At 61.9% G+C, this 24,585-nt stretch carries 24 protein-coding genes; 3 read left to right on the top strand and 21 right to left on the bottom strand.

What is annotated here, in order from left to right:
• The first annotated feature begins 46 nt into the window (after positions 1-46).
• Positions 47-1,072, top strand: coding sequence for a UDP-glucose 4-epimerase GalE (galE, locus tag TU82_RS22825; protein ID WP_057725511.1), 1,026 nt, complete (start codon positions 47-49; stop codon positions 1,070-1,072).
• Between the two features lie 189 nt (positions 1,073-1,261).
• Positions 1,262-2,536, top strand: a complete 1,275-nt coding sequence (locus TU82_RS22830; protein ID WP_057725512.1) for a glycoside hydrolase family 68 protein — start codon at positions 1,262-1,264, stop codon at positions 2,534-2,536.
• A gap of 111 nt (positions 2,537-2,647) precedes the next feature.
• On the opposite strand, the gene TU82_RS22835 is transcribed toward TU82_RS22830, so the two are convergent.
• The 12 genes from TU82_RS22835 to TU82_RS22890 all read right to left on the bottom strand — a co-directional run bounded on the left by TU82_RS22835 (position 2,648) and on the right by TU82_RS22890 (position 13,460).
• Positions 2,648-3,277, bottom strand: a complete 630-nt coding sequence (locus TU82_RS22835) for a LysE family translocator (RefSeq protein ID WP_057725513.1) — start codon at positions 3,275-3,277, stop codon at positions 2,648-2,650.
• A 288-nt stretch (positions 3,278-3,565) separates the two neighbouring features.
• The gene (locus TU82_RS22840) at positions 3,566-4,156 is read right to left on the bottom strand and encodes a hypothetical protein (protein ID WP_057725514.1); all 591 of its coding nucleotides are present in this window, start codon (positions 4,154-4,156) and stop codon (positions 3,566-3,568) included.
• Positions 4,156-4,854 (bottom strand): hypothetical protein, encoded by a 699-nt coding sequence (locus TU82_RS22845; protein WP_057725515.1) that lies wholly within the window; start codon positions 4,852-4,854, stop codon positions 4,156-4,158. Before TU82_RS22845 ends, TU82_RS22840 begins: the two co-directional genes overlap by 1 nt.
• A gap of 95 nt (positions 4,855-4,949) precedes the next feature.
• The gene (pstB, locus tag TU82_RS22850; RefSeq protein WP_231982786.1) at positions 4,950-5,711 is read right to left on the bottom strand and encodes a phosphate ABC transporter ATP-binding protein PstB; all 762 of its coding nucleotides are present in this window, start codon (positions 5,709-5,711) and stop codon (positions 4,950-4,952) included.
• Positions 5,712-5,787: 76 nt separating this feature from the next.
• Positions 5,788-6,681, bottom strand: a complete 894-nt coding sequence (gene pstA / locus TU82_RS22855; protein WP_057725517.1) for a phosphate ABC transporter permease PstA — start codon at positions 6,679-6,681, stop codon at positions 5,788-5,790.
• Entirely contained in the window at positions 6,678-7,646 is a 969-nt protein-coding gene (gene pstC / locus TU82_RS22860) for a phosphate ABC transporter permease subunit PstC (protein ID WP_057725518.1), read from the bottom strand. Before pstC ends, pstA begins: the two co-directional genes overlap by 4 nt.
• Before the next feature lie 75 nt (positions 7,647-7,721).
• The gene (pstS, locus tag TU82_RS22865) at positions 7,722-8,750 is read right to left on the bottom strand and encodes a phosphate ABC transporter substrate-binding protein PstS (protein WP_057725519.1); all 1,029 of its coding nucleotides are present in this window, start codon (positions 8,748-8,750) and stop codon (positions 7,722-7,724) included.
• Between the two features lie 170 nt (positions 8,751-8,920).
• Entirely contained in the window at positions 8,921-9,682 is a 762-nt protein-coding gene (locus tag TU82_RS22870) for an SDR family oxidoreductase (RefSeq protein ID WP_057725520.1), read from the bottom strand.
• Positions 9,683-9,711: 29 nt separating this feature from the next.
• Entirely contained in the window at positions 9,712-10,539 is an 828-nt protein-coding gene (locus TU82_RS22875; RefSeq protein ID WP_057725521.1) for a DMT family transporter, read from the bottom strand.
• A gap of 74 nt (positions 10,540-10,613) precedes the next feature.
• Positions 10,614-11,519, bottom strand: coding sequence for a transcriptional regulator GcvA (gcvA, locus tag TU82_RS22880; RefSeq protein WP_057725651.1), 906 nt, complete (start codon positions 11,517-11,519; stop codon positions 10,614-10,616).
• Between the two features lie 55 nt (positions 11,520-11,574).
• A complete protein-coding gene (locus tag TU82_RS22885) occupies positions 11,575-12,765 on the bottom strand; it encodes a sensor histidine kinase (protein ID WP_057725522.1) in 1,191 nt (396 codons plus the stop codon).
• Between the two features lie 5 nt (positions 12,766-12,770).
• Positions 12,771-13,460, bottom strand: coding sequence for a response regulator (locus TU82_RS22890; protein ID WP_057725523.1), 690 nt, complete (start codon positions 13,458-13,460; stop codon positions 12,771-12,773).
• 247 nt (positions 13,461-13,707) lie between these two features.
• On the opposite strand from TU82_RS22890, the gene TU82_RS22895 reads away from it, so the two are divergent.
• The gene (locus tag TU82_RS22895) at positions 13,708-14,928 is read left to right on the top strand and encodes an alginate lyase family protein (RefSeq protein WP_057725524.1); all 1,221 of its coding nucleotides are present in this window, start codon (positions 13,708-13,710) and stop codon (positions 14,926-14,928) included.
• Between the two features lie 964 nt (positions 14,929-15,892).
• Here the strand turns inward: TU82_RS22895 and TU82_RS22900 are convergent.
• Genes TU82_RS22900 through TU82_RS22940 form a run of 9 tightly spaced genes read right to left on the bottom strand, consistent with a single transcriptional unit; the run spans position 15,893 to position 24,540 of the window.
• Complete coding sequence (locus TU82_RS22900) at positions 15,893-16,981, bottom strand: protein-glutamate methylesterase/protein-glutamine glutaminase (RefSeq protein WP_057725525.1); 1,089 nt, start codon at positions 16,979-16,981, stop codon at positions 15,893-15,895.
• Positions 16,944-17,477 (bottom strand): chemoreceptor glutamine deamidase CheD, encoded by a 534-nt coding sequence (cheD, locus tag TU82_RS22905; RefSeq protein WP_057725526.1) that lies wholly within the window; start codon positions 17,475-17,477, stop codon positions 16,944-16,946. The genes TU82_RS22900 and cheD overlap by 38 nt, the downstream gene beginning before the upstream one ends.
• Positions 17,474-18,283, bottom strand: a complete 810-nt coding sequence (locus TU82_RS22910) for a CheR family methyltransferase (RefSeq protein ID WP_057725527.1) — start codon at positions 18,281-18,283, stop codon at positions 17,474-17,476. The genes cheD and TU82_RS22910 overlap by 4 nt, the downstream gene beginning before the upstream one ends.
• 9 nt (positions 18,284-18,292) lie before the next feature.
• Entirely contained in the window at positions 18,293-18,832 is a 540-nt protein-coding gene (locus TU82_RS22915; RefSeq protein ID WP_057725528.1) for a chemotaxis protein CheW, read from the bottom strand.
• Positions 18,833-18,867: 35 nt separating this feature from the next.
• Positions 18,868-20,526 (bottom strand): methyl-accepting chemotaxis protein, encoded by a 1,659-nt coding sequence (locus TU82_RS22920; protein WP_057725529.1) that lies wholly within the window; start codon positions 20,524-20,526, stop codon positions 18,868-18,870.
• 28 nt (positions 20,527-20,554) lie between these two features.
• The gene (locus TU82_RS22925) at positions 20,555-22,594 is read right to left on the bottom strand and encodes a chemotaxis protein CheA (protein ID WP_057725530.1); all 2,040 of its coding nucleotides are present in this window, start codon (positions 22,592-22,594) and stop codon (positions 20,555-20,557) included.
• Positions 22,595-22,635: 41 nt separating this feature from the next.
• Positions 22,636-22,923, bottom strand: coding sequence for an STAS domain-containing protein (locus TU82_RS22930; protein ID WP_057725531.1), 288 nt, complete (start codon positions 22,921-22,923; stop codon positions 22,636-22,638).
• Between the two features lie 24 nt (positions 22,924-22,947).
• Positions 22,948-23,316, bottom strand: coding sequence for a response regulator (locus TU82_RS22935; RefSeq protein WP_010446480.1), 369 nt, complete (start codon positions 23,314-23,316; stop codon positions 22,948-22,950).
• A gap of 9 nt (positions 23,317-23,325) precedes the next feature.
• Positions 23,326-24,540 carry a methyl-accepting chemotaxis protein gene (locus TU82_RS22940; RefSeq protein WP_082632073.1) on the bottom strand — a complete coding sequence of 405 codons (1,215 nt, stop codon included), beginning with the start codon at positions 24,538-24,540 and terminating at the stop codon, positions 23,326-23,328.
• Between the last annotated feature and the right edge of the window lie 45 nt (positions 24,541-24,585).

The following is a 24,585-nucleotide window of genomic DNA, read 5'->3' on the forward strand; positions in this document are numbered from 1 at the left end:
GGGCAACAGGCGTCGGGCGGACGCCGGGGCGATTGAGGGCAGGCGCATGATCTTGATAACGGGCGGTGCGGGATACATCGGTGCACACGTCGCACTGGAATGGATGGTCCGAGGCGAAGACGTCGTGATCCTGGATAACTTGTGCAACAGCGAGCGCTCGGCCATCGACCGCATCGCCACCCTGGCTGGAAAGCGCCCGGGGTTTATCTACGGCGACGTGCGCAACCGCCGCTTGCTCGACACGCTGCTGCGCGACTACCCCATCGACGCCGTGGTGCATTGCGCCGGATTGAAAGCCGTCGGCGAAAGCGTGCGTGAGCCGTTGCGCTATTACGACACCAATGTCGGCGGCAGCGTGGTGCTCTGCCAGGCCATGGCGCAGGCGGGTGTGTTCCGGCTGGTGTTCAGTTCATCGGCAACCGTTTACGGAGACTGCACCCGCATGCCCATCAGCGAGGCGTGCTGCACCGGGCAGCCGACCAACCCGTACGGGATGTCGAAATTGATGTGCGAGAACGTGATGAAAAGCCTGGCCGGCGCCGACCCGCGTTGGTCGATAGGCCTGCTGCGCTACTTCAACCCCATCGGTGCCCACCCCTCGGGATTGCTCGGCGAGGCACCCACCAGCACACCGAACAATCTGTTGCCCTATCTGCTCCAGGTGGCCGCCGGCGAGCGCCCGGCACTGTCGGTCTACGGCACGGACTACCCGACCCCGGATGGCACCGGTGTACGCGATTACATCCATGTCGTCGACTTGGCGCGGGGCCACCTCCGTGCGCTTGAAGCGCTGCGCGAACGTCGCGGCATCAGTGTGTGGAATCTGGGGACAGGCCGTGGGTATTCCGTAGTGGAGGTGATCAACACCTTCGAGAAAGTGACCGGCCTGCGCATTCCGCGAACCTATGAAGCGCGCCGACCGGGTGATATCGCCTGTTGCTGGGCCGACCCGCACAAGTCCGCCGAAGAGCTGGGCTGGCAGGCGAACCACACATTGGAGAGCATGCTTGCCGATGCATGGCGATGGCAATGCAACCAGCGCCGGCATGAGGGAGTTCGGCAGGCCCATTGAAGGCCACAGGGGGTGTGCCCTGATACCAACATCGAGAAACGCTCCAGGCTGAAACGTGTCAGCTCGGACAACGTGCTTAATTATGCATAAATGCATTTTCGTCCTTGACCCGAAGAGCCAAGTCTTCTAAAGTCGAATAACTGTATATGAATACAGTATTTATTGACCTTCAAGGACGAGGTTTTACCCATGAAAAGCAACACTGAAAAATTTGGCAAAGTACCCCACCAACCCAGCCTGTGGACCCGCGCCGATGCGCTGAAAGTCCATGCGGACGACCCCACCACCACCCAGCCGTTGGTCAGTGCCAACTTCCCGGTGCTGAGCGACAAGGTGTTCATCTGGGACACCATGCCCCTGCGTGACATTGACGGGAATATCACCTCTGTCGATGGCTGGTCAGTGATCTTCACCCTGACGGCAGACCGTCACCCCACCGACCCGCAATACCTCGATCAGAACGGTAACTACGACATCACCCGCGACTGGAACGATCGCCATGGTCGGGCAAAGATGTATTACTGGTACTCCCGCACCGGCAAGGACTGGAAAATGGGCGGCCGGGTCATGGCTGAAGGCGTTTCCCCGACTGTTCGCGAATGGGCCGGCACGCCGATCCTGTTGAATGAGCAAGGCGAGGTGGACCTGTACTACACCGCAGTCACGCCGGGCGCGACCATCGTCAAGGTGCGTGGCCGCGTGGTGACCACCGAGCACGGCGTCAGCCTGGTGGGCTTCGAGAAGGTCAAGCCACTGTTCGAGGCCGATGGCACGATGTACCAGACCGAAGCGCAGAACGCCTTCTGGGGTTTCCGCGACCCATGGCCATTCCGCGACCCGAACGACGGCAAGCTGTACATGCTGTTTGAAGGCAACGTGGCCGGCGTGCGCGGCTCGCACACGGTGGGCAAGGCAGAAATCGGCGATGTGCCGCCAGGTTATGAAGACGTCGGCAACTCGCGTTTCCAGACTGCCTGTGTCGGTATCGCCGTGGCCCGTGACGAAGACGGGGACGACTGGGAAATGCTGCCGCCGCTGCTCACCGCAGTCGGCGTCAACGACCAGACCGAACGTCCGCACTTCGTGTTCCAGGACGGCAAGTATTACCTGTTCACCATCAGCCACACCTTCACCTACGGCGACGGGGTAACCGGGCCGGACGGGGTGTACGGTTTTGTCGCAGACTCGCTGTTCGGCCCTTACGTGCCCTTGAATGGTTCCGGCCTGGTCCTGGGAAATCCTTCTTCCCAACCGTTCCAGACCTACTCGCACTGCGTGATGCCCAACGGCCTGGTGACCTCCTTCATCGACAGCGTACCCACCGGCGAAGGTGGGACACACATGCGCATCGGCGGTACCGAGGCACCGACCGTGGGCATCAAGATCAAAGGGCAACAGACATTCGTGGTCGCCGAGTATGACTACGGTTACATCCCACCGATGGTTGACGTCACGCTCAAATAAGCGGTGCAGGGCAAAACGGACGCCCTGGCGTCCACTTCATAAGCCACAGGAAAAAAAGCCACTCGAATGAGTGGCTTTTTTATGCAAGCGCGCACCGGCTACCCGTATGACTCACGCCGGCCGCGACGTGAACGCCAGGCGAACCGCAAGCAATACCAGCACGAATGCCAGGCCACGCGATTGCCACTTTGCGGACTCGCCTTTGTGGGCTGCGTAACCCCGGATGATTCCCCCAACCAAACCCAGCGCGACGTGAAAAACCGTCGCGATCAAGGTCAATATCAGCCCCAGCGTCAGGATTTGCTGCGCGACCGCAGAACCGTTGCGCACCACGAACTGCGGCAGGAACACCATGAAGAACAGCAACGCTTTCGGATTGAGCAAAGAATTGAGCATCGCGCGGATGAACACCGACCTCAGTGACGCCTGGAGGGTGGCGTGCAGTGCACGTGCGCTACGAATCCGCAGGGCGTTCCAGGCCATCCAGAGCAGATAGAACGCACCGGCCCAGCGGATCAGGTCGAACGAAAGTGGCCATTGCGCTATGGCGGCCGTAAGGCCGACGGCGGTGAGCGCGGTCAGTACGAGGTCGGCCGCGCCGATGCCCAATGCCGCAGCGACGCCGCCACGCCAGCCGTAGCTCGCGCCGTGGGCAATCACGAAAGCCATATTGGGGCCGGGAGACATCAGCAACAGCAACACGGCGCCTGCGAACAGCAATAGCGTCGATGGCTCTACCATGGGCGCTCCAAAACGCCGTAACAGGCGTTGTGAGGCGTGCTGCCATGGGGATGCGCTGCGCGGCGGATCAGCCCGAGTGGCGCAAGCACGGCGTTGTAAAAAGCCGCTGCTCTTTCAAGATCGGTGCACCCGGCCGTAACGTGACTGAACATGCCTCAATCGATTCGACGCCGCTGGAACCGTTGCATCCTGCGCGCCAAATTCGCCTCCTTGCTGTATGTGGAGGGGAGCCTACGCTCGCCACTTGATACACACAAAGAATTGTCCTGGATACATTCAACCAGGCCGCTATTGGCCCGCCAGGAGCGAGCTGGCGACAGGCCTGCTCGGGTCAACCGACACGCCGGTGTGGCGCGGCGCCTTGTGGCTGATCAGCCGCGGCCAACCGAGCTGCGCGCGGACAACGACCACGGCATCCAGGACTTTCTGCGTCCAGCGTACGTCCTGCGGATCGACCACGACAACGCGGAATCCGTGATCGGCGCCTTCACTCTGCACGCCCTCGGAATCATCGACGTGCAAGTCGATGTCGAATGCCGGCGGATACTTGGAAGGCGCATTCGACAGCCCATGCCCGGTCAGGGCGCGGTTGTGCAGCACACTGTTGACGACCCCGTCGACGCGGATTCCGTAGAGCAACAGCCAGCGGCGGATGTAGGACGGTGTGCGACCGGACGAGGTATAGACCCAGACACTGCAGCCCTGGCGGCGCAACTCGCGGATCAAGGAACGCGTGCCGATACGCAACGGTTCACCCAGCCAACGATGCACACAGGCCGGCAGCCAGCTGGTTTCGACCGCACAGTGGTGGAGCTGGCAGGCCAGCGTGTCGTCGATGTCAAAGGAGATACGCAGGCGTTGACGTTTAAATCGGCGCATCAATGGCCTCCCTGTCGCAGGGGCCGCGGCGTGCCGCCCAGGAAAAATTTGCCTGGATCAGGCGCTTGGTGTTCCAGGAAGGCTGCATACTTTTTCTTGATCTTGGGCAGTTCATACAAGGCCTTGACGCCATGTTTGGCAGAGTTGCGTATCACCGAGGACGGATTGAAATAACCCTCGGCATTTTCAAGCGTCAGCACGAACGGCGGCAAACCTGCACGCATGAGCAGATAGCTGACGATAAGCGACCCGCTGCGGTTGTTGCCTTCAATGAACAGCTGCGGCTTGCTGAGGATGCGCACATAGACGCCGGCCGCCCGTTTCCAGACCGATTCGCTGCGATACGCGCAATACCAGTTGTACAAGTCCTTGATACCGCCCTCAACGTTGTTGAAGAAATGCTCTTCGGTGGCCGCCAGGTGCTGCGCGTATTCCAACCGCCGCGCCGGATCTCGACCGCACAAGACGGTGGCGTTGATTTCCAGCATCAGGTTCAGCTGATGAAGATCAAACAGGTCCACGCCGCGTGCGACATAGTCGTCAATCAACGCATAGCCTTCAAGCACATTGAGCAGCACTTCGTCGGTCAGGGGATCACGCGGCTCGGTGAAGTGCCGGCTAAGCTCGGCGAAACGGTGCTGCACTTCGCGCAATGCGCGTTCAATGGCAGGTAAATCAAGGCGATGCGTTGCAGGCATTGAAACTCCTTGGAAACACGAGGTAAAAAATCTACCGGTTCACGCCACATCCGTTTGGCGTTTGCACGTAGGCGGCCGAGGCCGGACGGTGTTGCTCAGCTGAATTTGCCGCTGATGTAGTCTTCGGTCATTTGCTCGCGTGGCTTGCCGAAAATCTGCGTGGTAGGGCCCATTTCGACCAGATAACCGGTGCGCGTGCCCTGGGAAATATCCACCGAGAAAAACGCCGTGGTATCCGCCACACGGATCGCCTGCTGCATGTTGTGGGTCACCAGTGCGATGGTGTAATCCTTCTTAAGCTCAACCATCAGCTCCTCGACGCGCCGGGTGGCAATCGGGTCGAGTGCCGAACACGGTTCATCCAGCAGCAACACTTCCGGTTCGGTGGCGATAGCGCGCGCAATGCACAGGCGTTGCTGCTGCCCACCGGAGAGCGACAAACCGCTGACCTTGAGCTTGTCCTTGACCTCGTCCCACAGGGCGGCGCCTTGCAGTGCGTGTTTGACGCGGTCGCCCAGGTCGCCCTTGTAGCGATTGAGGCGCAGGCCAAAGGCGACGTTGTCAAAGATGCTCATCGAGAACGGGTTCGGCTGCTGGAACACCATGCCGATGTAACGACGCACCACCACCGGATCGACGCCCTTGCCGTACACGTCCTGGCCGAGAAAATGCACATGCCCTTCGAAACGAAAGCCCTTGACCAGGTCATTCATGCGATTGAGGCTGCGCAGCACGGTGCTTTTGCCACAGCCGGAAGGCCCGATGAAACCGGTGATCTTGTTCTTTTCGATCGGCACATGGCTGTCACGCACGGCCATGAAGTTGCCGTAGAAAATCTTGTCCAGCTTGCAGTCCATGACCACCGGCGACTGGGTAACAAACGGAGCGGCTATTTGCGCAGTTGATACGTTCAAAATTCAGGTGCTCCCGCTTTTAGTACTTGGGTTTGCCGAAAATACGGCTCACGACATTCACGACCAACACAATCATCACCAACACCAGCGAGGCCGCCCACGCGAGTTCAAGCTGATTGTCGAAGGGCATGCCGGAGAAGTTGTAGATCAGCACGGCCAACGAGGCTGTCGGGTTCATGACGGCCAGGTTGCCGTCGTGGTAGATCCAGTAGTTGCTGAACAGTGCGGTGAACAACAGCGGTGCGGTTTCGCCGGCGGCGCGCGCCACGGCGAGCATGACGCCCGTGAGGATTGCCGGCATGCCGGTGGGCAGGACGATTTTCCAGATCACTTGCGAACGGGTGCAGCCCATGCCGTAGGCAGCGTCCTTCATGATCTTGGGCACCATCTTCATCGACTCTTCAGCCGTGAGCACCACGATCGGCAGCATCAATACGGCCAGGGCGATGCCACCGGCAGGGGCCGAGTAGGTCCCGGTGGTCATCACCACCAGGGCGTAGGCAAACACGCCCGCCAGGATCGACGGCAAGCCGGTGAGCATCTTGGCGGCAAAGCGCGAAGCGTTCGCCAGTTTGCTGTCCGGGCCCAGTTCAGCCAGGAACACAGCAGCCAGGATGCCGACCGGTACCGCGATGGCCGCCGCGATACCAACCATGACAAACGTACCCGCCATGGCGTTGCCGAAGCCACCGCCGGTCTCGAACCCGGTCGGTGGCAACTCGGTGAACAGCTCCAGGCTCAGGCGAGCGCCGCCCCGAGTGATCAGCATGTAGAGCACCGAAATCAGCGGCACGGCGGCCAGCAGTGCGCCGAACCACACCAGGCTGGTCAGCACCAGGCTGCGCAGGGCACGGCCTTCGAACCGGCGCTGCAGGCTCGGCATGGCGGTGATTGGGGAAGACAGGTCAGTCATTGTTTAGTCCCCCGTTGGGCGTAGACCATGATCATCGAACCGATGATGTTCACCAGAAGCGTGATGAACATCAGGACCAGTGCGGCGTACATCAGCACCTCGATCTCGTTCGGGCCGGCTTCGGGAAAATTCAGCGCCAGCAAGGCCGCCAGGGTATTGGCCGGTGCAAACAGCGACAGGGAGATATTGTTCGCGTTGCCCACCAGCATGGCCAGGGCCATGGTTTCACCCAGGGCGCGGCCCAGGCCCAGCACCAGGGAACCGAAGATGCCGGTGGCGGCGGATGGCACCATCACTTTGAGAATCGCTTCCCAATGAGTGGTTCCCATGCCGTAGGCGGCTTGCTTGGTTTTCATCGGCACGCCGGTGAGGGCGTCCTGGGAAACGGCGGCGATGGTCGGCAGAATCATGATCGCCAATACCAACGCGGCCGGCAGCAGGCCCGGTCCACTCAGGGAAGTGCCGAAAAACGGGATCCAGCCAAGCTCGCTATTGAGCCACGCCGTGAGCGGGCGAATCGCCGGAATTACCACATAGATCCCCCATAGGCCGTAAACGACGCTGGGGATGGCGGCGAGCAACTCGACGATGGTGCGAAACACTGCAGCCAGCTTGGCCGGTAAAAAATCCTGAGTCAGGAAAATCGCCATGCTGACGCCGAAAAAGCCTGCGATCAGCAACGCGATGAAAGCACTGTACAGCGTGCCCCAAATCGCCGGCAGAATGCCGTATTTGCCTTGGTTCACATCCCAGACACTGCCGAGCAGCACGTCAAAACCGTGCTTTTCCATGCCGGGAAGTGCCTTGCGCCCGACTTCGAACACCAGCGCGAAAACCAGCGCCAGTATCAGCACCACACCGATGCGTGCAAGGGCACGGAAGGTGCGGTCAACCACAAAGTCCTTCGTGGACGGTGGCCGGCACGCAGAGTCCGGGTTAACCGGTACGACAAAAGGTGAGTTCATTGGCTGATTCCGGAACAAGGGGGGAACGCGTCCGGCATGGCGGGCAAGCCTATGCCGGGCGCGGCCTGGCAAGCCTTACTGAATGTTGGCGGAAGCTTTGCGAACCTGCTCGACTACCGAAGGCGGCAGCGGGATGTAGCCCATGGAGTCAGCGATTTTCTGACCTTCGGTCAGGCTGTACTCGACCATTTCACGCATGGCCTTGGCCTTGGCCGGGTTGCCGTTGTCCTTGCGGAAAATCATCCAGGTGTAAGACGTGATCGGGTAGGACTTGGCACCGTCCGGGTCCGGCAGCCAAGCCACCAGGCTTTCCGGCATTTTCACCGCAGCCAGTGCTTCTGCACCGCTTTCGGCATTCGGCACGACGTACTGGCCGGCCTTGTTCTGCAGCTGGGCGAAGTCAACCTTGGCCAGCTTGGCGAAACCGTATTCGATGTAGCCAATCGCGCCTGGAGTCTGGCGTACGGTGGCGGTCACACCGTCGTTCTTGGGCGACTTGATGAACTTGTCGGTGGCAGGCCAGTTGACGGTGTTGCCTTCACCCAATGCCTCTTTGAAGCCAGGGTTGATCGCCGCCAGGTGCTTGGTGAATACCGCGGTGGTGCCGCTGGAGTCCGCACGCACCACGACGGTGATAGGCGTGGCCGGCAGTTTCAAGTCCGGGTTGGCGGCGACGATCTTGGGATCGTTCCACTGGGTGATCTTGCCCAGAAAAATATCGGAGTACACATCGCGCGGCAGCTTCAGGCCCTTCGGGTTGCCCGGCAGGTTGTAGGCCAGCACGATTTCACCGGCGGTCATCGGCAGCAGTTGCACGCCCTCGGCGACCTTGGCGATGTCTTCGTCTTTCATCGCGGAGTCACTGGCGGCGAAGTCAACGGTCTTGTTCAGGAAGTCCTGTACCCCCGCCCCGCTCCCCTTGGACTGGTAGTCAACCGTGACGCCCGCGCTTTTCTTGCTGAAATCCTTGAACCAGGTGAGGTAGATCGGGGCCGGGAAACTGGCGCCGGAACCGGTCAGGCGGATGCTTTCGGCAGCAAACACCGAAGTGGCGCTCAGAGAAACCGCGACGGCGAGTGCAGCAGACTTCATCAAGCTTTTCATTCAGGAACTCCGTGGTGTAATTTCGGGCTCCCGGGACTGTGCAGCAGCTTTGTTACGTTTTTATGAAAAAACCGTGGCAGGCGTGTTTTTGCCCCCTTTTTCCGGCGCAAACTGGCATTTTGCTTTGATTGCTTCGTAACAAAATGCGACTAACAAGGCGCCCCGCCGGCTCACTTGCCGCCCGTCACGTCAAGGAACGTGCCGGTCACGAACGACGCTTCGGCGCCGGCCAGCCAGAGAATGGCCTGAGCTACTTCCTCCGGCTGACCGCCGCGCCCCATGGGAATCGAGTCCTTGACGCGATCGACCCGGCCCGGCTCGCCACCGCTGGCATGCATGTCGGTGTAGATGTGCCCGGGGCGAATACAGTTGACGCGTATGCCCTCGCGCGCCACTTCCTTGGCAAACCCGATGGTGAACGTCTCCAGGGCGCCTTTTGACGCCGCATAATCGATGTATTCGTTGGGACTGCCCAGGCGTGCCGCGGCGGAAGAGACATTGATCACCACGCCGCCCGGCCCGCTGTGCCGGTAGGCCATGCGCTTGACCGCCTGCTGGGCACAGAGCATCGGCCCGATGGCATTGACCGCAAAAATGCGCTGCATGCGTTCAAAGCCAAGGTCCTCCAGGCGCGACTGGGTCGCCAGCACCCCGGCGTTATTGACCAGTACATCAATGCGCCCGAACGTGCGGTCGATGGCCGCGAACAACGCGGCGACCTGTTCGGGGTCTGCGCTGTCGGCCTGCACGGCCAGGGCCCTGCGCCCCGCTGCTTGCACATCCGCCACCACCGCCAATGCCGCCGGCTCGTTGGCAACGTAACTGATAGCGACGTCATAGCCCTTGGCGGCGGCCAGCCGAGCAGTGGCCGCACCCACGCCGCGACTGCCTCCGGTGATCAGGATCAGGGGTGCCTGCGTGACCTTGTCCATTCAGATGATCTCCTGCGTTGTTGGCTGTATCAGCCGATGATGAGGGTGCCGGCGACGATCACGCCACACGCCAGGATCCGGCGCACGGTGAGCGTTTCGCCGAGAAACAGGTAGCCGATCAACAGTGCAAACAGCACGCTGGTTTCGCGCAATGCCGATACCGCGCCCAGGGGCGCTTGGTTCATGGCGTAGATAACGATTGCATAGGCCAGCAAGGAGACCAGCCCGCCGAGCGCAGCGGTCAGCGTGCCGGGCCGCACGCAGAACAGGCTGCGGGCATCGCGCAGGCCGATATACACCAGCGGCATCATCACGCCCCACAAGGCGCACATCCACGCGGTGTAGGCCAGCGGCGCGCCGGAGAGTCTGGCACCGATGCCGTCGACGACGCTGTAGGCCGCGATGAAGCAGCCGGTGCCCAGCGCATAGGGCAGGCTGGGAACCGACAAACTGCGGCCCTTGAACGCCAGCGAAATGATCCCGCCAGAGACCAGCGCGATACCCAGCAACTGACCGGGGGCAATGCGCTCGCCGGCAAACACGGCGGCGCCCAGGGTGATCAGCGCCGGCGACGACCCACGGGAAATCGGATAGATCTGCCCCAGGTCACCGACCCGATAGCTGCGCACCAGGAACAGGTTGTAGCCGACATGCAGCAAGGCTGAAAGCAGCGCGTAGCTCCAGCTCTCAGTCGCGGGTATCGGCATGAACGCTGCAGCGACGCCACAGGTGATGGCAATGGCGATGCACATCACCGTCATCGACCACAGCCGGTCGGCACCGCCACGCAGCAGCGCATTCCAACTGGCGTGCAGAAGCGCGGCGAAAAGAACCAGGCAAACAAGATGGATAGGCATGCGCCATCTTAGGCAGACCGGCACCGGAACGACAGCGAAGTCTACTCATTGCAGCATGAAAGAATGCTCATACCTTAATGAGCTGCCTGCTGCACTTTCAGCGCCTCGCCCATCAACCACTGTCGGAAGTCGAGAATATGCGGCTGCGCCTCGATGCCCTTGGGGCACACAAAGTAGTAAGCCAACGGCGATGGGAACGGCATATCGAACAGCCGTACCAGACGGCCATCAGCGATTTCGTTTTCCACGTGGCCGCTGCGCACCAACGCAACACCCTGGCCAAGCAAGGCGGCCTCGACGGTCATGTTACTGTCGCCGAACCTGACGCTTTCCCTGAGCGGCGAAAACACCAGCCCCACGGCTTGAAACCAGGCCTCCCATTTCGGCACCAACTCGGCGCCATCGCGGGTCAGCAGTGGCAAACGCAATAATTCGACCGGATCGCGCGGTGTTCCGAGGCGCTGCAGCAGGTCGGGGCTGGCCACCGGAAATACCTGCTCGCCGAACAGGAACTCTGAATACAAGCCGGGATAACTGCCCTTGCCCAGCCGAATCGCGACATCCGCCTGGCCCCCAGAGAAGTGGATGATCTTGTCGGTGGTGTCCAGCGAGACCAGCAACTCGGGGTGCTGACGGGCCAGATTCGGCAGGCGCGGCAGCAGCCATTTGAGTGCGAACGAATAGGTGGTGCTGACACTGAGTCGAACCCGGCCCTTTTGCTCGCGCAGATCGCCCAGCGTCGCCTCCAGGCTGATGAAGAATTCGCGCACGATCGGCGCCAGCCTAGCCCCCGCTGCCGTGAGGCGTAACGATTGACCCCGTTCAAACAGCTGCAGCCCCCACAGCGTTTCCAGATGCTTGAGCTGGTGACTGACAGCGCTTTGGCTCACATGCAATTCCTGGGCGGCAGCAGTAAAGGTTGAATGGCGGGTGGCAGCCTCAAAAGCTCGCAGCGTTGCGGTCGGCGGCAGGTCTCTCATCGGCAGGGTCTTCGCGAATGGGCTGGGATGGGCTGGGCATGAACTCAGGCTCATGTTACGCCGGCCAGCCCTGCACCGGAAACTGCGCCCTGATCAGCGTGCCCCCCTCGGCCAGGTTGCTGGCCGTCATGGCGCCGCCGTGAGCCTGGCAGATCGCCCGGGCGATGGACAAGCCCAGCCCGCTGCCGCCCGAATAACGCGCCCTGGAGCGTTCCGCCCGCCAGAAGCGATCGAACACGCTGTCCAGGTGCTGGGCTTCGATACCCGGACCGCGATCGCCGATTTCAATCACCACCTGGCCCTGGACCTGGCGCGCCGTAATATTCATTTCACCGCCGCCTGCCGCATAACGCAGCAGGTTATCCACCAGAATGTTGATGATCTGGCCCAGGCGATCGCGGTCGGCATGAACACGCAGCCCATCGGCCATAATGACCTGCGTTCGAATGCCGGCCTGATCCAATTGCGGCTCGAACCAGGCCAAGCGTTCGGCCACCAGGGCCATCAGGGAGAAATCGCTGCGCTCCAGCACCAACCGGCCGGCCCGCGCCATCGACAACAGGTGCAGGTCATCCACCAGTTTGCTCAGTTGATCGAGCTGGCGCTTGACCATGCCCAACTGCGCGGCATCGCTGGGGAACACCTCGTCCAGCATACCCTGCACGCGCCCCATGGCGGCATTCAACGGCGTGCGCAGCTCGTGGGCAATGACCGCGCTGGACTCACGCACGTCACGCTCATAGCGCTCCAGTTGCGTACTCATGCTGTTGAAGTCGCTGACCAGCCGTTGCAGCTCATCGGGTGCATTGCGGTGCACCGGCAGGCGCGTCAGAAAATCCCCGCCGGCGACCCGCCTTGCGCCTTGGGCAACCGCCGAAAACTGACTGGACAAGGGCCGCGAAAACCACAGGCCGCAGACAATGATGATAGGGATGGCGGCCAGCACCAGGCCAACCAGTACCAGCCAGTCGCGATTGGCGATGGCCGGCTGGAAATACTCCAGCGGATAGTATTGGGCAACCAATTGACGCAAGCGTGCCTCATTGAGCCCAGGATCGGCGCGCAGTTGCAGCAGCTCTTCGCGCGGCCCCGGCGGCAGATGCTGCACGAAATCCCAATCCGACAGGGTGATGTTGATCCACATGCACACCGAGATCATCACCACCGCGCCGATCGCCAGCAGGCTCATGCGCATGCCGATCCAGCGCCACAGCGGTTTGTCGTTGATCCGTGATTTATCCGGCATGACGCTTACCTGAACCGATAGCCAATGGAGCGCACCGTCACCAGTACCCCGGCGATGCCATGGGTTTCCAGTTTGCGCCGCAGGTTGTGCACATGGGTATCGACGACACGGGCCAGGGCTTCGCTTTCCGGCAGGCAGATTTCCAGCAACTCGTCACGGGTGAAGGCCTTGGACGGGGTCTGGAGCAACGTCACCAGCAGCTTGAATTCGGTGGGCGTCAGGTCCAGCCATTGCGGTGCTGCATCGCCCTGCTCAATGGCGGCGGTAAAGGCGACAAGATCCACCCGCAGGTTCTCATGACGCAGCAGGTGTGGCAGCGGCTGGTTGCCGGTGGTGCGGCGCAGCACCGCCTGCACCCTCGCCACCACTTCGCGCGGGCTGTAGGGCTTGACCACATAGTCGTCCGCGCCGTAGCGCAAGGCGCCGAGCTTTTCCGGTTCGTCGCCCATGGCCGTGACCATGATCACCGGCGTGTCACTGCTGCGGCGCACGGCGGACAACACCTCGGTGCCACTCAGGCGCGGCAGCATCACGTCGAGCAATATCAGGTCGGGCTGCCAGCTCTTGTGCAGGTCGAGACCGCGCTGGCCGTCTTCGGCCAAGGCCACCTCATAGCCATCGCGGCGCAGATAGGCTTCGAGAATGCTGGCGCTGTCGGCGTCGTCTTCGACAATGAGGATACGTTTTCCTGACACAAAGAAGCCTCTTGATGAAACCTTGATAATTTGCGAACGGTTTATTGAAAGTCCGCTGCCAGTATTGCCCTGAGCCCAACTTCCGTGAACCGATCCTATGCGCACTACCGCACTGCTGTCCAAACCTATCAACTCGCCTGACAGGCTCCGTTCAAGCGCCAGCTGTTTCATCCCCGGGGCCGCGCCTGGCCCCGTCCGTATGGCTGTCTACGCCGCATAAGGTCGGACGCATCAGGTCGAACATACGATGATTTCTTTCAAGCACCTATCCAAAATGGCCGTGTTGCTTGGCGCGTTGTCGATGAGTATCGACAGCCAAGCCTCCTCCATCCAGCCTGCCGATGCATTCGCCCATCCCGGCCTGCTCCAGACCGAGGCGGACTTCACGCGAATACGCGAAAAACTGGCCAACCAGAACCCGCCATGGTTGGCCGGCTGGCAAAAGCTGATCGCCAATCCACATGCATCATTGGCTTGGCAACCCAATCCAGTGCCCGTGATATATCGCACTTCAAGTAGCTTGAATAACGACAGCACGCTGTTCAATGACGCCGCCGCAGCCTACGCACTGGCCCTGCGCTGGCAGATCTCGCAAGACCCCGCCTATGCCGACAAGGCCGTGGGCATTCTGAACCAGTGGTCCTCCACGCTTACCGCGATCAAGGGCGACCCCGACAAATCCCTGGCGGCGGGCCTGTCCGGTTATCAACTGGCCAACGCGGCCGAGCTGCTGCGCAGCTACCCGAAGTGGCAGGCAAACGACTTTCATCGATTTCAGGGCATGCTGCTCAACGTGTTCTATCCCATCAGTCATGATTTCCTGCTGCACCACGATGGGAGCCCGCCTGATCGTCACGGCGCCCGCTGGGACCTGGCCAACATGAACGCGATCCTGGCCATCGGCGTACTGACGAATCGCCGCGACCTCTACAACGAGGCCGTCGATTACTTCAAGCACGGCAACGGTAACGGCGCCATCGAACACGCGGTCTGGAAGCTCCATGGCAATGGCCTGGGTCAAGTCCAGGAAAGCGGACGTGACCAGACATACGCCCTGCTCGACATCGCCCTGCTCGGCAGCTTCTGCCAGATGGCCTGGAGCCAGGGCGACGACCTGTTCGGCTACCAGAACAACCGCGTACTGCAAGGCGCCGAGTATGTGGCCCTGTACAACCTGGGCCAGGACGTGCCGTTTACCCCTTTGCTCAACCGCACGTTCAAACAGCGGGTGATCTCCGCCGACCATCGCGGCGAAATCCGGCCGATATGGGAGCTGCTCTACAACCACTACGTCGTGCGCAAAAGCCTCAGCGCGCCGAATGTGAAAGCCATGGTGAATAAGGTCCAGGTGGAAGGCGGCGGCGGCGATTATGGCCGCGACAGCGGCGGTTACGAGCAACTGGGGTACGGAACATTGCTGTATTCCTTGGACGAATACGGTGTGTCAGACGCTGAACTGGTGCCGTAAGAGACGCCGGTGCCGAACGGCCCCAACCGCCGCTACGGTGCTATGGGTACAGGTATCGACACAGCTCGGTAGCGCCCAAACGTAACCACGATGCGAAGCGAGCCGCTCTTGCTCTTGCTCTTGCTCTTGCTCTTGCTCTGGCTTTTGATCTTGATCTCAGGCGCCCCGTTAAACCACGCTGGCCGAACGCAGGCTTGAATCCGTGGGCAACCCGGCAGGACGCCGGGTTAGCCGCACTGGGCCATGGATGGCCCATTGCGGCGGCCCACGGATTCAAGCCGGAGAGAGGGCACACCGAGCCCAAGCGAGGTGCCGAGTGGTGGGGCAAGAGCGTTTTGCTTACTTTTGCGCTTTTCAAAAGTGAGCCGCCGTAAGGGCGGAACCCATACCAGCCGTGACCGCAGAAACGGATATGTACTCGATCTGATCCAACATCCTGGTCGGCCCTGAAGCCGCCATCGGGGGCAAGCCCCCTCCCACATTGGGACCAGGATCGACACAAAATCCCGGTCGGCCCTGAGGCCGCCATCGGAGGCAAGCCCCCTCCCACATTGGGACCAGGATCGACACAAAATCCTGGTCGGCCCTGAGGCCGCATCGGGGGCAAGCCCCCTTCCACATTTGGACCAGGATCGACACAAAATCCCGGTCGGCTCTGAGGCCGCCATCGGGGGCAAGCCCCCTTCCACATTTGGACCAGGATCGACACAAAATCCCGGTCGGCCCTGAGGCCGCATCGGGGGCAAGCCCCCTTCCACATTTGGACCAGGATCGACACAAAATCCCGGTCGGCTCTGAGGCCGCCATCGGGGGCAAGCCCCCTCCCACATTTGGACCAGGATCGACACAAAATCCCGGTCGGCTCCAAGTCCGCCATGCTCCCTCACCACAGATCCGGCATCGCACCAAAGTTGTGAAGATACCTAGGGTGCCATGGGCGATCAATGCAGCCTGGAACTCACGTTCACTTATGCAAAATCGCCCGATGAATATCCCCCAGCGCCATGATGCGCTGGGCGGCGTTGAGCTTGATCGCCTCCTTGGGCATGCCGAACACCACACAACTGGCCTCGTCCTGCGCCACCGTGGTGGCGCCGGCGTCAAGCATCTCCTTGAGCCCGCGCGCGCCGTCGTCGCCCATACCGGTCATGATGATGCCCGTGGCGTTTCTGCCGGCGAACCTGGCCACTGAGCGAAACAGCACATCCACTGAAGGCCGGTGCCGGTTGACCAGCGGCCCATCGATGACCTGAGCGTGATAATACGCGCCGCTGCGGGTGACCATCAGGTGCTTGCCGCCGGGGGCGATCAGGGCCAGGCCGGGCAGAATGCGGTCATTGTTGCGCGCTTCGCGCACCTCGATCTCGCAGACGCTGTTGAGACGCTCGGCAAACGAGGCGGTGAATTTTTCCGGCATGTGCTGCACGATCACTATGCCCGGGCATACCCGCGGCAGCGCCCTCAGCACGGCCTCCAGCGCTTGGGTGCCGCCGGTGGAGGTGCCGATGGCGACAATGCGTTCGGTGGTGTGCGCCATGGCCTGGCCATTGGCGGCGGGCAGGATCGCATCCGCGCTGAGCTTGCCGGCAGGTGCCGGTGAAGGTGACTGGGCCGGGCTGACGCTGCGCTTTCCCAGGTTCCTGACGTTGGAGTTAGCCGCGGCACGGATCGCCGCCACCAACTCGGCCGCCGATTCGATCAGGAAATTCTTCAAGCCGGTCGTGGGCTTGGTAATGATTTCCACGGCACCCGCCGCCAGCGCCTGCAGGGAGGTTTGCGCGCCTTTCTGGGTCAGCGACGAGCAGATAACCACCGGTGTCGGCCGCTCGCTCATGATTTTCCTGAGAAAGGTGATGCCGTCCATGCGCGGCATTTCCACATCCAGCACGATCACATCCGGCCATTCCCGGGCGAGTTTATCCATGGCGAAAATCGGGTCGGAGGCGGCGCCCATCACATGGATATCCGGGGTGTCAGCGAGAATCGCCAGCAGTACCTGGCGCACCACGGCCGAGTCATCGACCAGCAGCACACTGATTTTTTTGGTAGGCATCTTGTTGAAGTGTTCCCATCGGTTGGTGCCGGACCCAGACGTTGCCGTTCCACAGGTCGAACAGGATCGTGCGGTAACCGGTACTGCCCATGTCCTGGGCCGTCAGGTGCAATTGATAGCGCTCGGCCAGGGCCAGCGCCGCGCGAATATTCAGGCTGGCCACGTCGTGGGTCGGCAGGCGGCGCGGGTGATCGGGAAACATCTCACCGCCGCCGAACAATTTGACATCGTAATCCTGTGCACCCGTGCCATTGGCCTGCGCGTGGCGCAGCAGCAGTTCCAGGGCTTCGTCGCCATAGCGGCCGTCCAGGGGCTGATGATTGCGCGCTCGCCCCGGCAGCATGAAATGACACATGCCGCCGATCCGCCGTTGCGGATGCCAGAAGGTGATCGCCACGCAGGAACCGAGCAAGGTGCGCAGGCGCGTCGGCCGCGTCGCAAAGCTGACCTGCCCAGGCGCCAACACCACTTCGCCCGCATCGACTGGTTTTTTCATGGCTTGCGGTAAATCGACGGCGCCACCAGCTTCAAGGTGTCGTTGACACCGTTGAGGCTTTCGGAGTGGCTGATGACGAAATAACCGCCGGGTTTGAGCAGCGGCAACAGACGCGCGACCACCTGGCTCTTGGTGGGCTGGTCGAAATAGATCATCACGTTGCGCAGGAAGATCACCTCGAACTCGCCCAGGGCCGGCAGCGCCTCGTTCAGGTTGACCTGCACGAAATTGACGCGGTTACGCAAGGCCTTGTCGATCAGGAACGTACCCTCCTGGCGGCCGATGCCCTTGAGGCAGTACTTGGTCAGCAGCAGCTGGGGCAGCGTGCCGGCGCGCTCCATGGCGTAGTGGCCGTTGCGCGCCTTGGCCAGCACTTGGGTGCTGATATCCGAGCCAACCACCTCCCAAGGCGTAGTGCCCAGGCTCTCGGCCAACGTCATCGCCAGGCTGTAGGGTTCTTCGCCCGAGGAACTGGCCGCGCTCCACACGCGAAATACCTTGCCCGGCGCGGCCTTGGGCAGCACTTGCTGGCGCAGGAAGTCGAAGTGCTTGGGCTCGCGAAAAAAATAGGTTTCGTTGGTGGTCAACAGATCCAGGGCAACCTGCAGTTCGCCCTTGCGTTGGTCACTCATGATCAGCTTGAAGTATTCGCCGTAGCTGTGCAGTTCGTAGTGCTTGAGGCGCTTGAACAAGCGCCCGGCCACCAGGGCTTTCTTGGCCGGCGACAGGTTGATGCCGGCCGCACGGTACAGCCAGCTCTGGAACTGGCCGAATTCACGATCATCGATGGAGGCGGTATCTGGCATGGTCGACACTCAACGCGGATCGAGGTCGAGGGCCGCCGCCTGGCCGCCCTCGGCGAGGCTGGACATCTCATCGATGGACAGCACCTTCTCCACCTCCAGCACAATCACGAACTTGCCGTCGACCTTGGCCATGCCGCCGATGAAATCGGCGCGAATCCGCGCGCCGAAACTGGGCGGCGGCTCAATCTGCGCGGCCGGGATCTCCTGCACGGCAGAAACGGTGTCGACCAGCAACCCGATATCCTGAGGCCGACCGTCGTCGGTATTCGCCTCGATGATGATCACACAGGAGCGCCGGGTAATCGCCGAGTTGGCCCGCCCAAAGCGCGCCGACAAGTCCACCACCGGCACTACCGCGCCGCGCAGGTTGATCACCCCGCGCACGAACGCCGGCATCATCGGCACCACGGTCAGGCTGCCGTATTCGATAATTTCCTTGATGCCCAGAATGCCGATGGCGAACATTTCACCGCCCAGCATGAAGGTCAGGTATTGCGCGTCCTCATCCACCGCAACCGCGGTCTGCCGAGTCGTCATCACTGCGCCCATGTCACTCTCCTTGTTGGCCCGTCTCGATCGTGGGATCAGAAGCGGGTGAAGTCCGCTTCGTCAGGTGCGCTGGCCATGTTGTAGGCAAAGGCCTTGCGTGGTGCCTGTGGTTTCGGGCGTGGCGGCTGACGGCCGGGCTTGCTGCCGGGGCTGTCGACGCTGCTGCTTTGACCCGCAGCTGTTGGGGTTGAATCCAGCACGAAGAAGCTCATGGCTTGTTGCAATTGCTCGGCCTGGCTGCTCATTTCTTCGGCCGTGGCCGCCAGCTCCTCGCTGCTCGAAGCATTTTGCTGGGTCACCTGGTTGAGCTGGGTCATCGCCGTGTTGATCTGCCCGACACCGGCGGCCTGCTCTTCGGAGGCGGCGCTGATTTCCTGCACCAGGTCGGAGGTCTTGTTGATGGACGGCACCATTTCGTCAAGCAGCTTGCCGGCCTTCTCAGCCATGTCCACGCTGCTGGACGACAGCTCGCCGATTTCCTGGGCCGCGACCTGGCTGCGCTCGGCCAGCTTGCGCACTTCGGCGGCCACCACGGCAAAGCCCTTGCCGTGCTCGCCGGCCCGAGCGGCCTCGATGGCGGCATTGAGGGCGAGCAGATTGGTCTGGTAGGCGATGTCATCGATGATGCTGATGCGTTGGGCGATTTTCTTCATCGCCACCACGGTCTGCTGTACCGACTCGCCGCCTTCGGTGGCTTCCTTGGCGGCCTTGCTGGCCATGCCATCGGTGACCTTGGCGTTCTCGGTGTTCTGGTTGATGCTGGCGCTCATCTGTTCCACCGAGGCGCTGGTTTCCTCGACACTGGCGGCCTGTTCACTGGTGGCCTGGCTCATCGATTGCGCGGTGGCGCTGACCTGTTCGGAGGCGCTGGCCAGGTTATCGGCGGCGTTACGCACTTCGCCGATGATATGCGCCAGCTTGCCGACCATGTTGCGCATGGCGTTGAGCACCATGCCGGTTTCGTCTTTGGCACCCGGCTCGATGTGGGCGTTGAGGTTGCCTTCGGCCAATTGTTCGGCGGCGGTTGCGGCCTGCCTCAGGGGGCGGGAAATAATCCGGGCAACAAATACCGCCAGGCCCAGGCCGATCAACAAGGCTGCGACCAGCACCGCGATGATCGACAGGCGTGCGTTTTCGTACAGCGCCGCGCCCTTGTCACCCGCCACCGTCGCGCCGGCGTCATTGAGTTCGACCATTTTCTGCAGGCGGCTGGTCACTTCATCGAAATGCCCCTTGGACTCTCCCCTGAGCAAACCGCGCGCCTGGGCTTCCTGATTCTGCCGGGAAAACTCGAGCACTTGCTTGCTGCTCGCCAGGTACGCGTCCCACGCGCTCTTCACGCTGGCCAGCAGTTGGCGGTCTTCATCGTTCGACAGCAACTGCTCATAGGTGCCCATGCGGGTGTCGAACTGTTGACGCGCCTCGGCGGCTTCACGTTCGGCCTGGGCCTTTTCCTCGGCGATCTCGGTCGCGAGGTGGCGGTTTTCCTTCAAGCGATAGTTGGCGGCAAAAAAACGCATGCCGGCCGCTGCACGCATGGAAGGCATCCAGTTGCCCTTGATGTCCTGGGCCGCATGATTGACCGCACCGAGCTGGAGGATGGCAAAGCCGCCCATGGCCGCAGTGAGCGCCAGGACCACCAGGAACGAGCTGATCAACTTGGTGGAAATTTTAAGATCGTAGAACCATTTCATCGGGAACCTCCATGGAATTGCTTATGCGTCAGCGAACGACGACCGGCGGCGATTGAGGCGCCTGGGGCGTGCGGGCTTCCAGTTGTACGAGTTGGTTGAGCAGTGCCGGTACATCCAGGATCAGGGCCACGGCTCCGCTGCCCAATATGGTCGAGCCGCTGATGCCGCGCAGCGCGCCGAACAGCTTGCCCAACGGTTTGATCACGGTCTGGAACTCACCGAGCAGGTCATCCACCACCAGCCCGGCCTTATGCTCGGCGTAGCGCACCACCACCACGTTCCGGCGCCGTGCAGCCGGGCCTTCGTGGCTGAAGTGTTTGCGCAGGTCCACCAGCGGCAAGACTTCGCCACGCAGGTCCAGATAGCCGTTGTCGTGGCTGGACTGGCGCCGGGTTTCGTCCAGTTCGATACATTCCTGGACCATGTCCAGGGGAATCACATAGGTGGATTGGTCGATGCCGACCAGAAACCCATTGATGATCGCCAGGGTCAGCGGCAAGCGGATGCGCACCACCGTGCCCTCGCCGGGGCGGCTGTCCAGGTCGACGGTGCCGCGTAACAACGTGATATTGCGCTTGACCACGTCCATGCCGACGCCGCGCCCGGACAGGTTGGTCACCGCCTCGGCGGTGGAGAACCCCGCTTCGAAGATCAAGTTGTAGATCTCCTGGTCGGTCAGCACCGCGCCGCTGGCCACCAGCCCGCGTTCCTGGGCCTTTTGCAGGATGCGTTCGCGGTTGAGCCCGGCGCCGTCGTCGGCGATTTCAATGACGATGCTCCCCGAGTCATGGTAGGCATTGAGGCTCAGGTGGCCCTTGGTCGGCTTGCCGGCCGCACGCCGTGCCTCGGCGCTTTCGATACCGTGGTCCATGGCGTTGCGCAGCAGGTGCATCAGCGGGTCGCCGATTTTCTCGACCACGGTCTTGTCCAGTTCGGTGTCCGCACCGCTGATGATCAGCTCGATGTCCTTGCCCAGCTCCTGGCTGATATCGCGCACCACACGGCGAAAACGGTTGAACGTGTCACCAATGGGGATCATGCGCAGGTGCAGAGCGCCATCGAGAATCTCTTCGACCAGCGCCGATACCGTCGAGGTCGCCTCTTGCAAGGGGTCGTTGTTACAGGAGCGGGCCAGCAGGCTTGAGCCGGCACTGGCGATCACCAGTTCGCCGACCAGATTGATCAGCTCGTCGAGCTTGTCGGCGTTGACCCGCACGTAATTGCCGTCGCGCGGTTTCGCCTCGCCGGCGGCGACAGAACGCTGCGGTGTCGTCGCCACAAGGCCCTGCTCTGCCTGGGTGACCCGTTCGCCAGCAACGACCGCAGTGCTCCCAGGCGCTTCGTCCACCGCACTGATGTGCACCTCGCAGTCGTCACGCACAAAGTCGAACACTTCGTTGAGGGTGGCGTGGCTGGCCGTCGAGCGCAGGTCGATCTCGAACCCCAGGTAGCAGCTTTCCGGGTCCCAGCGGTCTATGGGCGGGATGCTGTCGGTCAGGGTGGTGACCTGCATCAGCTGCCCCAAGGTCTCGAGGTAACGCAGAAATGACAGGGGGTCCATGCCGTTACGGAACACGTCCACACCAAAGCGCAGGGAGATGTGCCAGAGCACTTCGGCCGCCGCGTCGTCGGCCACCTCAACGGTTGCGACGCCGGCAGCGGCGGTTCGCATCGGCTGGTAGGCGCTCAGCGCCTCGCGCAATGCCTCACCGCGCGCCAGAGCGGCAGGCGTCGGCGTCTCACCGCGGTTGGCGACCACTTCGACCAGTTCGAGCATATGGTCGCCGCACTTGAGCAACAGCGCGATGAATACGGCGTCCACCGCCACTTCGCCATCGCGCAGGCGGTCAAGCACGTCTTCGACGATATGCGTGAACCCCACGATCGACGCCAGCCCGAAAAGGCCCGCCGACCCCTTGATGGTGTGCGCGGCGCGGAAAATCGCGCCAATGGCGTCCTCGTCGCCGGGCTCGCTTTCCAGTTGCAGCAGGGATTGCTCCATGGCCTGCAACAGCTCGCGTGCCTCAACGATGAATGTCTGCAGTGCCTGATCGAGATTGATGCTCACCGGGACCTTCCTTGTCGATCAAAAAACGTGGGAAGCGCTGACTATGAGGCCGCGCTGCGACACAGTTGGAGCGCTTGCACGACCACCTGGCTCTGGCCGGTCACGCTCAAGGCAATACCTGCGACGCCGGCTTCACGCTGGATGACCGCGAGCAACTGCAAGCCGGCGCCATCGATTTCCGTGACCTCCGACAGGTCCAGCTCCAGGCGCGGTGCCGCGCCCATCTGCGGCAGCAGCGCACCCGCCAGTTCCGCCACGGTGTAGATCGTCAGCTCGCCGTCAATGCGCACGCGGGCAGTGTCGTCGACTGTTTCAGTGGTTATCGGCATGGGAGCCTCCCTGGCGCCGGGGGATCAGGGCAGGATCAGTTTAGACACGGCTGCCAACATCTGCGCCGGCTGGAACGGTTTGACCACCCACGCCTTGGCGCCGGCGGCCTGGCCCTCGGCCTTCTTCGATTCCTGGGACTCGGTGGTCAGCATGATGATCGGGGTGAACTTGTAATTGGCCAGCTTCTTGACCTCCTTGACGAAGGTGATGCCGTCCATGTTGGGCATGTTCACGTCGCTGATGATCAAGTGCACTTTCTGCCCGGTCAGCTTGCTCAGGGCATCCTTGCCGTCGCTGGCCTCGATGACGTCATAGCCGGCGCTTTTCAGGGCAATGCCGACCACTTGCCGCACGCTGCTCGAGTCGTCGACCACTAATACATTCTTCGCCATGATGTGCTCCTAAAAGAAGGTGATGTCTTGAGAGTGCTGCTGCGCGGTCGCCGCTCCGTGATGGAGGCGCCGTTGCTCGTCGGTGGCGTAGGTGGCTTCCATGCGCGCGAGCCACTGCCGGGCATCGACCCCCACCGCCTGGTCCGGCGCCTGGCTGGCTTGCAGGAGGTGGTCATGCAAGGCCTGCATGTTGTCTCGCACGTGGCTGAGGATCTGGCTGACGCGGTCCTGGAATTGCAGGCTGACCAGCACTTCGGTCATCTCATCACGGATGCCGTAGCTTTCCTGCTTGAGCAGGTCGGCAGAGTCGGCCAGGCGCCCGGTGATGTTCTGGAAGCGCTCGAGCACCCGTTGAATGCTGTTTTCGGACTCGGCCACCGAGTGGCTGTCCTGGTCGGCACTGCTGGACGCGGCCTGCACCAATTGCGTGATGGCGTTATTGATGATGTCGACCTTGGCCGACATCTGCTGGCCGGTTTCACTGGATTTGTTCGACAGGCTGCGCACCGCATCGGCCACCACCGCAAAGCCGCGCCCTGCCTCGCCGGCACGCGCCGCCTCGATGGCGGCGTTGAGGGCCAGCAGGTTGGTCTGCGCGGCAATCGCCGCCACGTCGGCGGCCATGGCGCGCAGTTCCTTGGTATAGGCGGTGAGGCTGCGGACCTGGGCCAGGGTCTGGTCACGGCTGGTCTGAGTGGCCTTGAGCGAGTTGATCACCTGGCTCAGTTCGCTGTCACTGCGCGCCAGCACCTCCAGCGCGCCATCGGCGGACTGCCCATCCAGTTCGCCGGCAGCCTGCTGCGAGGCCTGTACCGTTTCCTGCAATCGCGCGGCGATCCCGGTGAAACGGTTGGCCAGGCTTACAATCGCTTCTTCAGTCTGATGCCGGGAGCTTTCCACCTGCTTGGCCCAGATCGGCATGGCGCCCAGCAACACTTCATCGAGCTGTGCGCGAGAAGCCATGCCATTGTGCGCTGCGTCCACCGTTGACCGATCCGCCTGCCCCCGCGACATCGCGCGCAACACAGCCTTGCGCTGTGAACCTGTGCTCCAGGCACAGGCACCGAGACCCATCAACACCAATACCGCACAGGCCACCAGGTTGGCCGTGGAGGCTGATTGCACCAGCAACCACACAACGGCGGGCACTACCGGGATGAGAGCAAACCAGCAAAAACGCGGGTAACCAGGGAGGGGAATGCGCACGGATTGACGCTGGGTCATGAGTTCGATCCTTGAACAGTGTTGCGGATATAGACGACATAGGGG

Source organism: Pseudomonas orientalis, assembly GCF_001439815.1.
GTDB lineage: Bacteria > Pseudomonadota > Gammaproteobacteria > Pseudomonadales > Pseudomonadaceae > Aquipseudomonas > Aquipseudomonas orientalis.

Bases quoted from the DNA above. Each gene is read 5' to 3' on its own strand.
- galE (WP_057725511.1), top strand. From the start codon at position 47: ATGATCTTGATAACGGGCGGTGCGGGATACATCGGTGCACACGTCGCA.
- TU82_RS22830 (WP_057725512.1), top strand. From the start codon at position 1,262: ATGAAAAGCAACACTGAAAAATTTGGCAAAGTACCCCACCAACCCAGC.
- TU82_RS22835 (WP_057725513.1), bottom strand. From the start codon at position 3,277: ATGGTAGAGCCATCGACGCTATTGCTGTTCGCAGGCGCCGTGTTGCTG.
- TU82_RS22840 (WP_057725514.1), bottom strand. From the start codon at position 4,156: ATGCGCCGATTTAAACGTCAACGCCTGCGTATCTCCTTTGACATCGAC.
- TU82_RS22845 (WP_057725515.1), bottom strand. From the start codon at position 4,854: ATGCCTGCAACGCATCGCCTTGATTTACCTGCCATTGAACGCGCATTG.
- pstB (WP_231982786.1), bottom strand. From the start codon at position 5,711: ATGGACTGCAAGCTGGACAAGATTTTCTACGGCAACTTCATGGCCGTG.
- pstA (WP_057725517.1), bottom strand. From the start codon at position 6,681: ATGACTGACCTGTCTTCCCCAATCACCGCCATGCCGAGCCTGCAGCGC.
- pstC (WP_057725518.1), bottom strand. From the start codon at position 7,646: ATGAACTCACCTTTTGTCGTACCGGTTAACCCGGACTCTGCGTGCCGG.
- pstS (WP_057725519.1), bottom strand. From the start codon at position 8,750: ATGAAAAGCTTGATGAAGTCTGCTGCACTCGCCGTCGCGGTTTCTCTG.
- TU82_RS22870 (WP_057725520.1), bottom strand. From the start codon at position 9,682: ATGGACAAGGTCACGCAGGCACCCCTGATCCTGATCACCGGAGGCAGT.
- TU82_RS22875 (WP_057725521.1), bottom strand. From the start codon at position 10,539: ATGCCTATCCATCTTGTTTGCCTGGTTCTTTTCGCCGCGCTTCTGCAC.
- gcvA (WP_057725651.1), bottom strand. From the start codon at position 11,519: ATGAGAGACCTGCCGCCGACCGCAACGCTGCGAGCTTTTGAGGCTGCC.
- TU82_RS22885 (WP_057725522.1), bottom strand. From the start codon at position 12,765: ATGCCGGATAAATCACGGATCAACGACAAACCGCTGTGGCGCTGGATC.
- TU82_RS22895 (WP_057725524.1), top strand. From the start codon at position 13,708: ATGATTTCTTTCAAGCACCTATCCAAAATGGCCGTGTTGCTTGGCGCG.
- TU82_RS22900 (WP_057725525.1), bottom strand. From the start codon at position 16,981: ATGCCTACCAAAAAAATCAGTGTGCTGCTGGTCGATGACTCGGCCGTG.
- cheD (WP_057725526.1), bottom strand. From the start codon at position 17,477: ATGAAAAAACCAGTCGATGCGGGCGAAGTGGTGTTGGCGCCTGGGCAG.
- TU82_RS22910 (WP_057725527.1), bottom strand. From the start codon at position 18,283: ATGCCAGATACCGCCTCCATCGATGATCGTGAATTCGGCCAGTTCCAG.
- TU82_RS22915 (WP_057725528.1), bottom strand. From the start codon at position 18,832: ATGGGCGCAGTGATGACGACTCGGCAGACCGCGGTTGCGGTGGATGAG.
- TU82_RS22920 (WP_057725529.1), bottom strand. From the start codon at position 20,526: ATGAAATGGTTCTACGATCTTAAAATTTCCACCAAGTTGATCAGCTCG.
- TU82_RS22930 (WP_057725531.1), bottom strand. From the start codon at position 22,923: ATGCCGATAACCACTGAAACAGTCGACGACACTGCCCGCGTGCGCATT.
- TU82_RS22935 (WP_010446480.1), bottom strand. From the start codon at position 23,316: ATGGCGAAGAATGTATTAGTGGTCGACGACTCGAGCAGCGTGCGGCAA.
- TU82_RS22940 (WP_082632073.1), bottom strand. From the start codon at position 24,540: ATGACCCAGCGTCAATCCGTGCGCATTCCCCTCCCTGGTTACCCGCGT.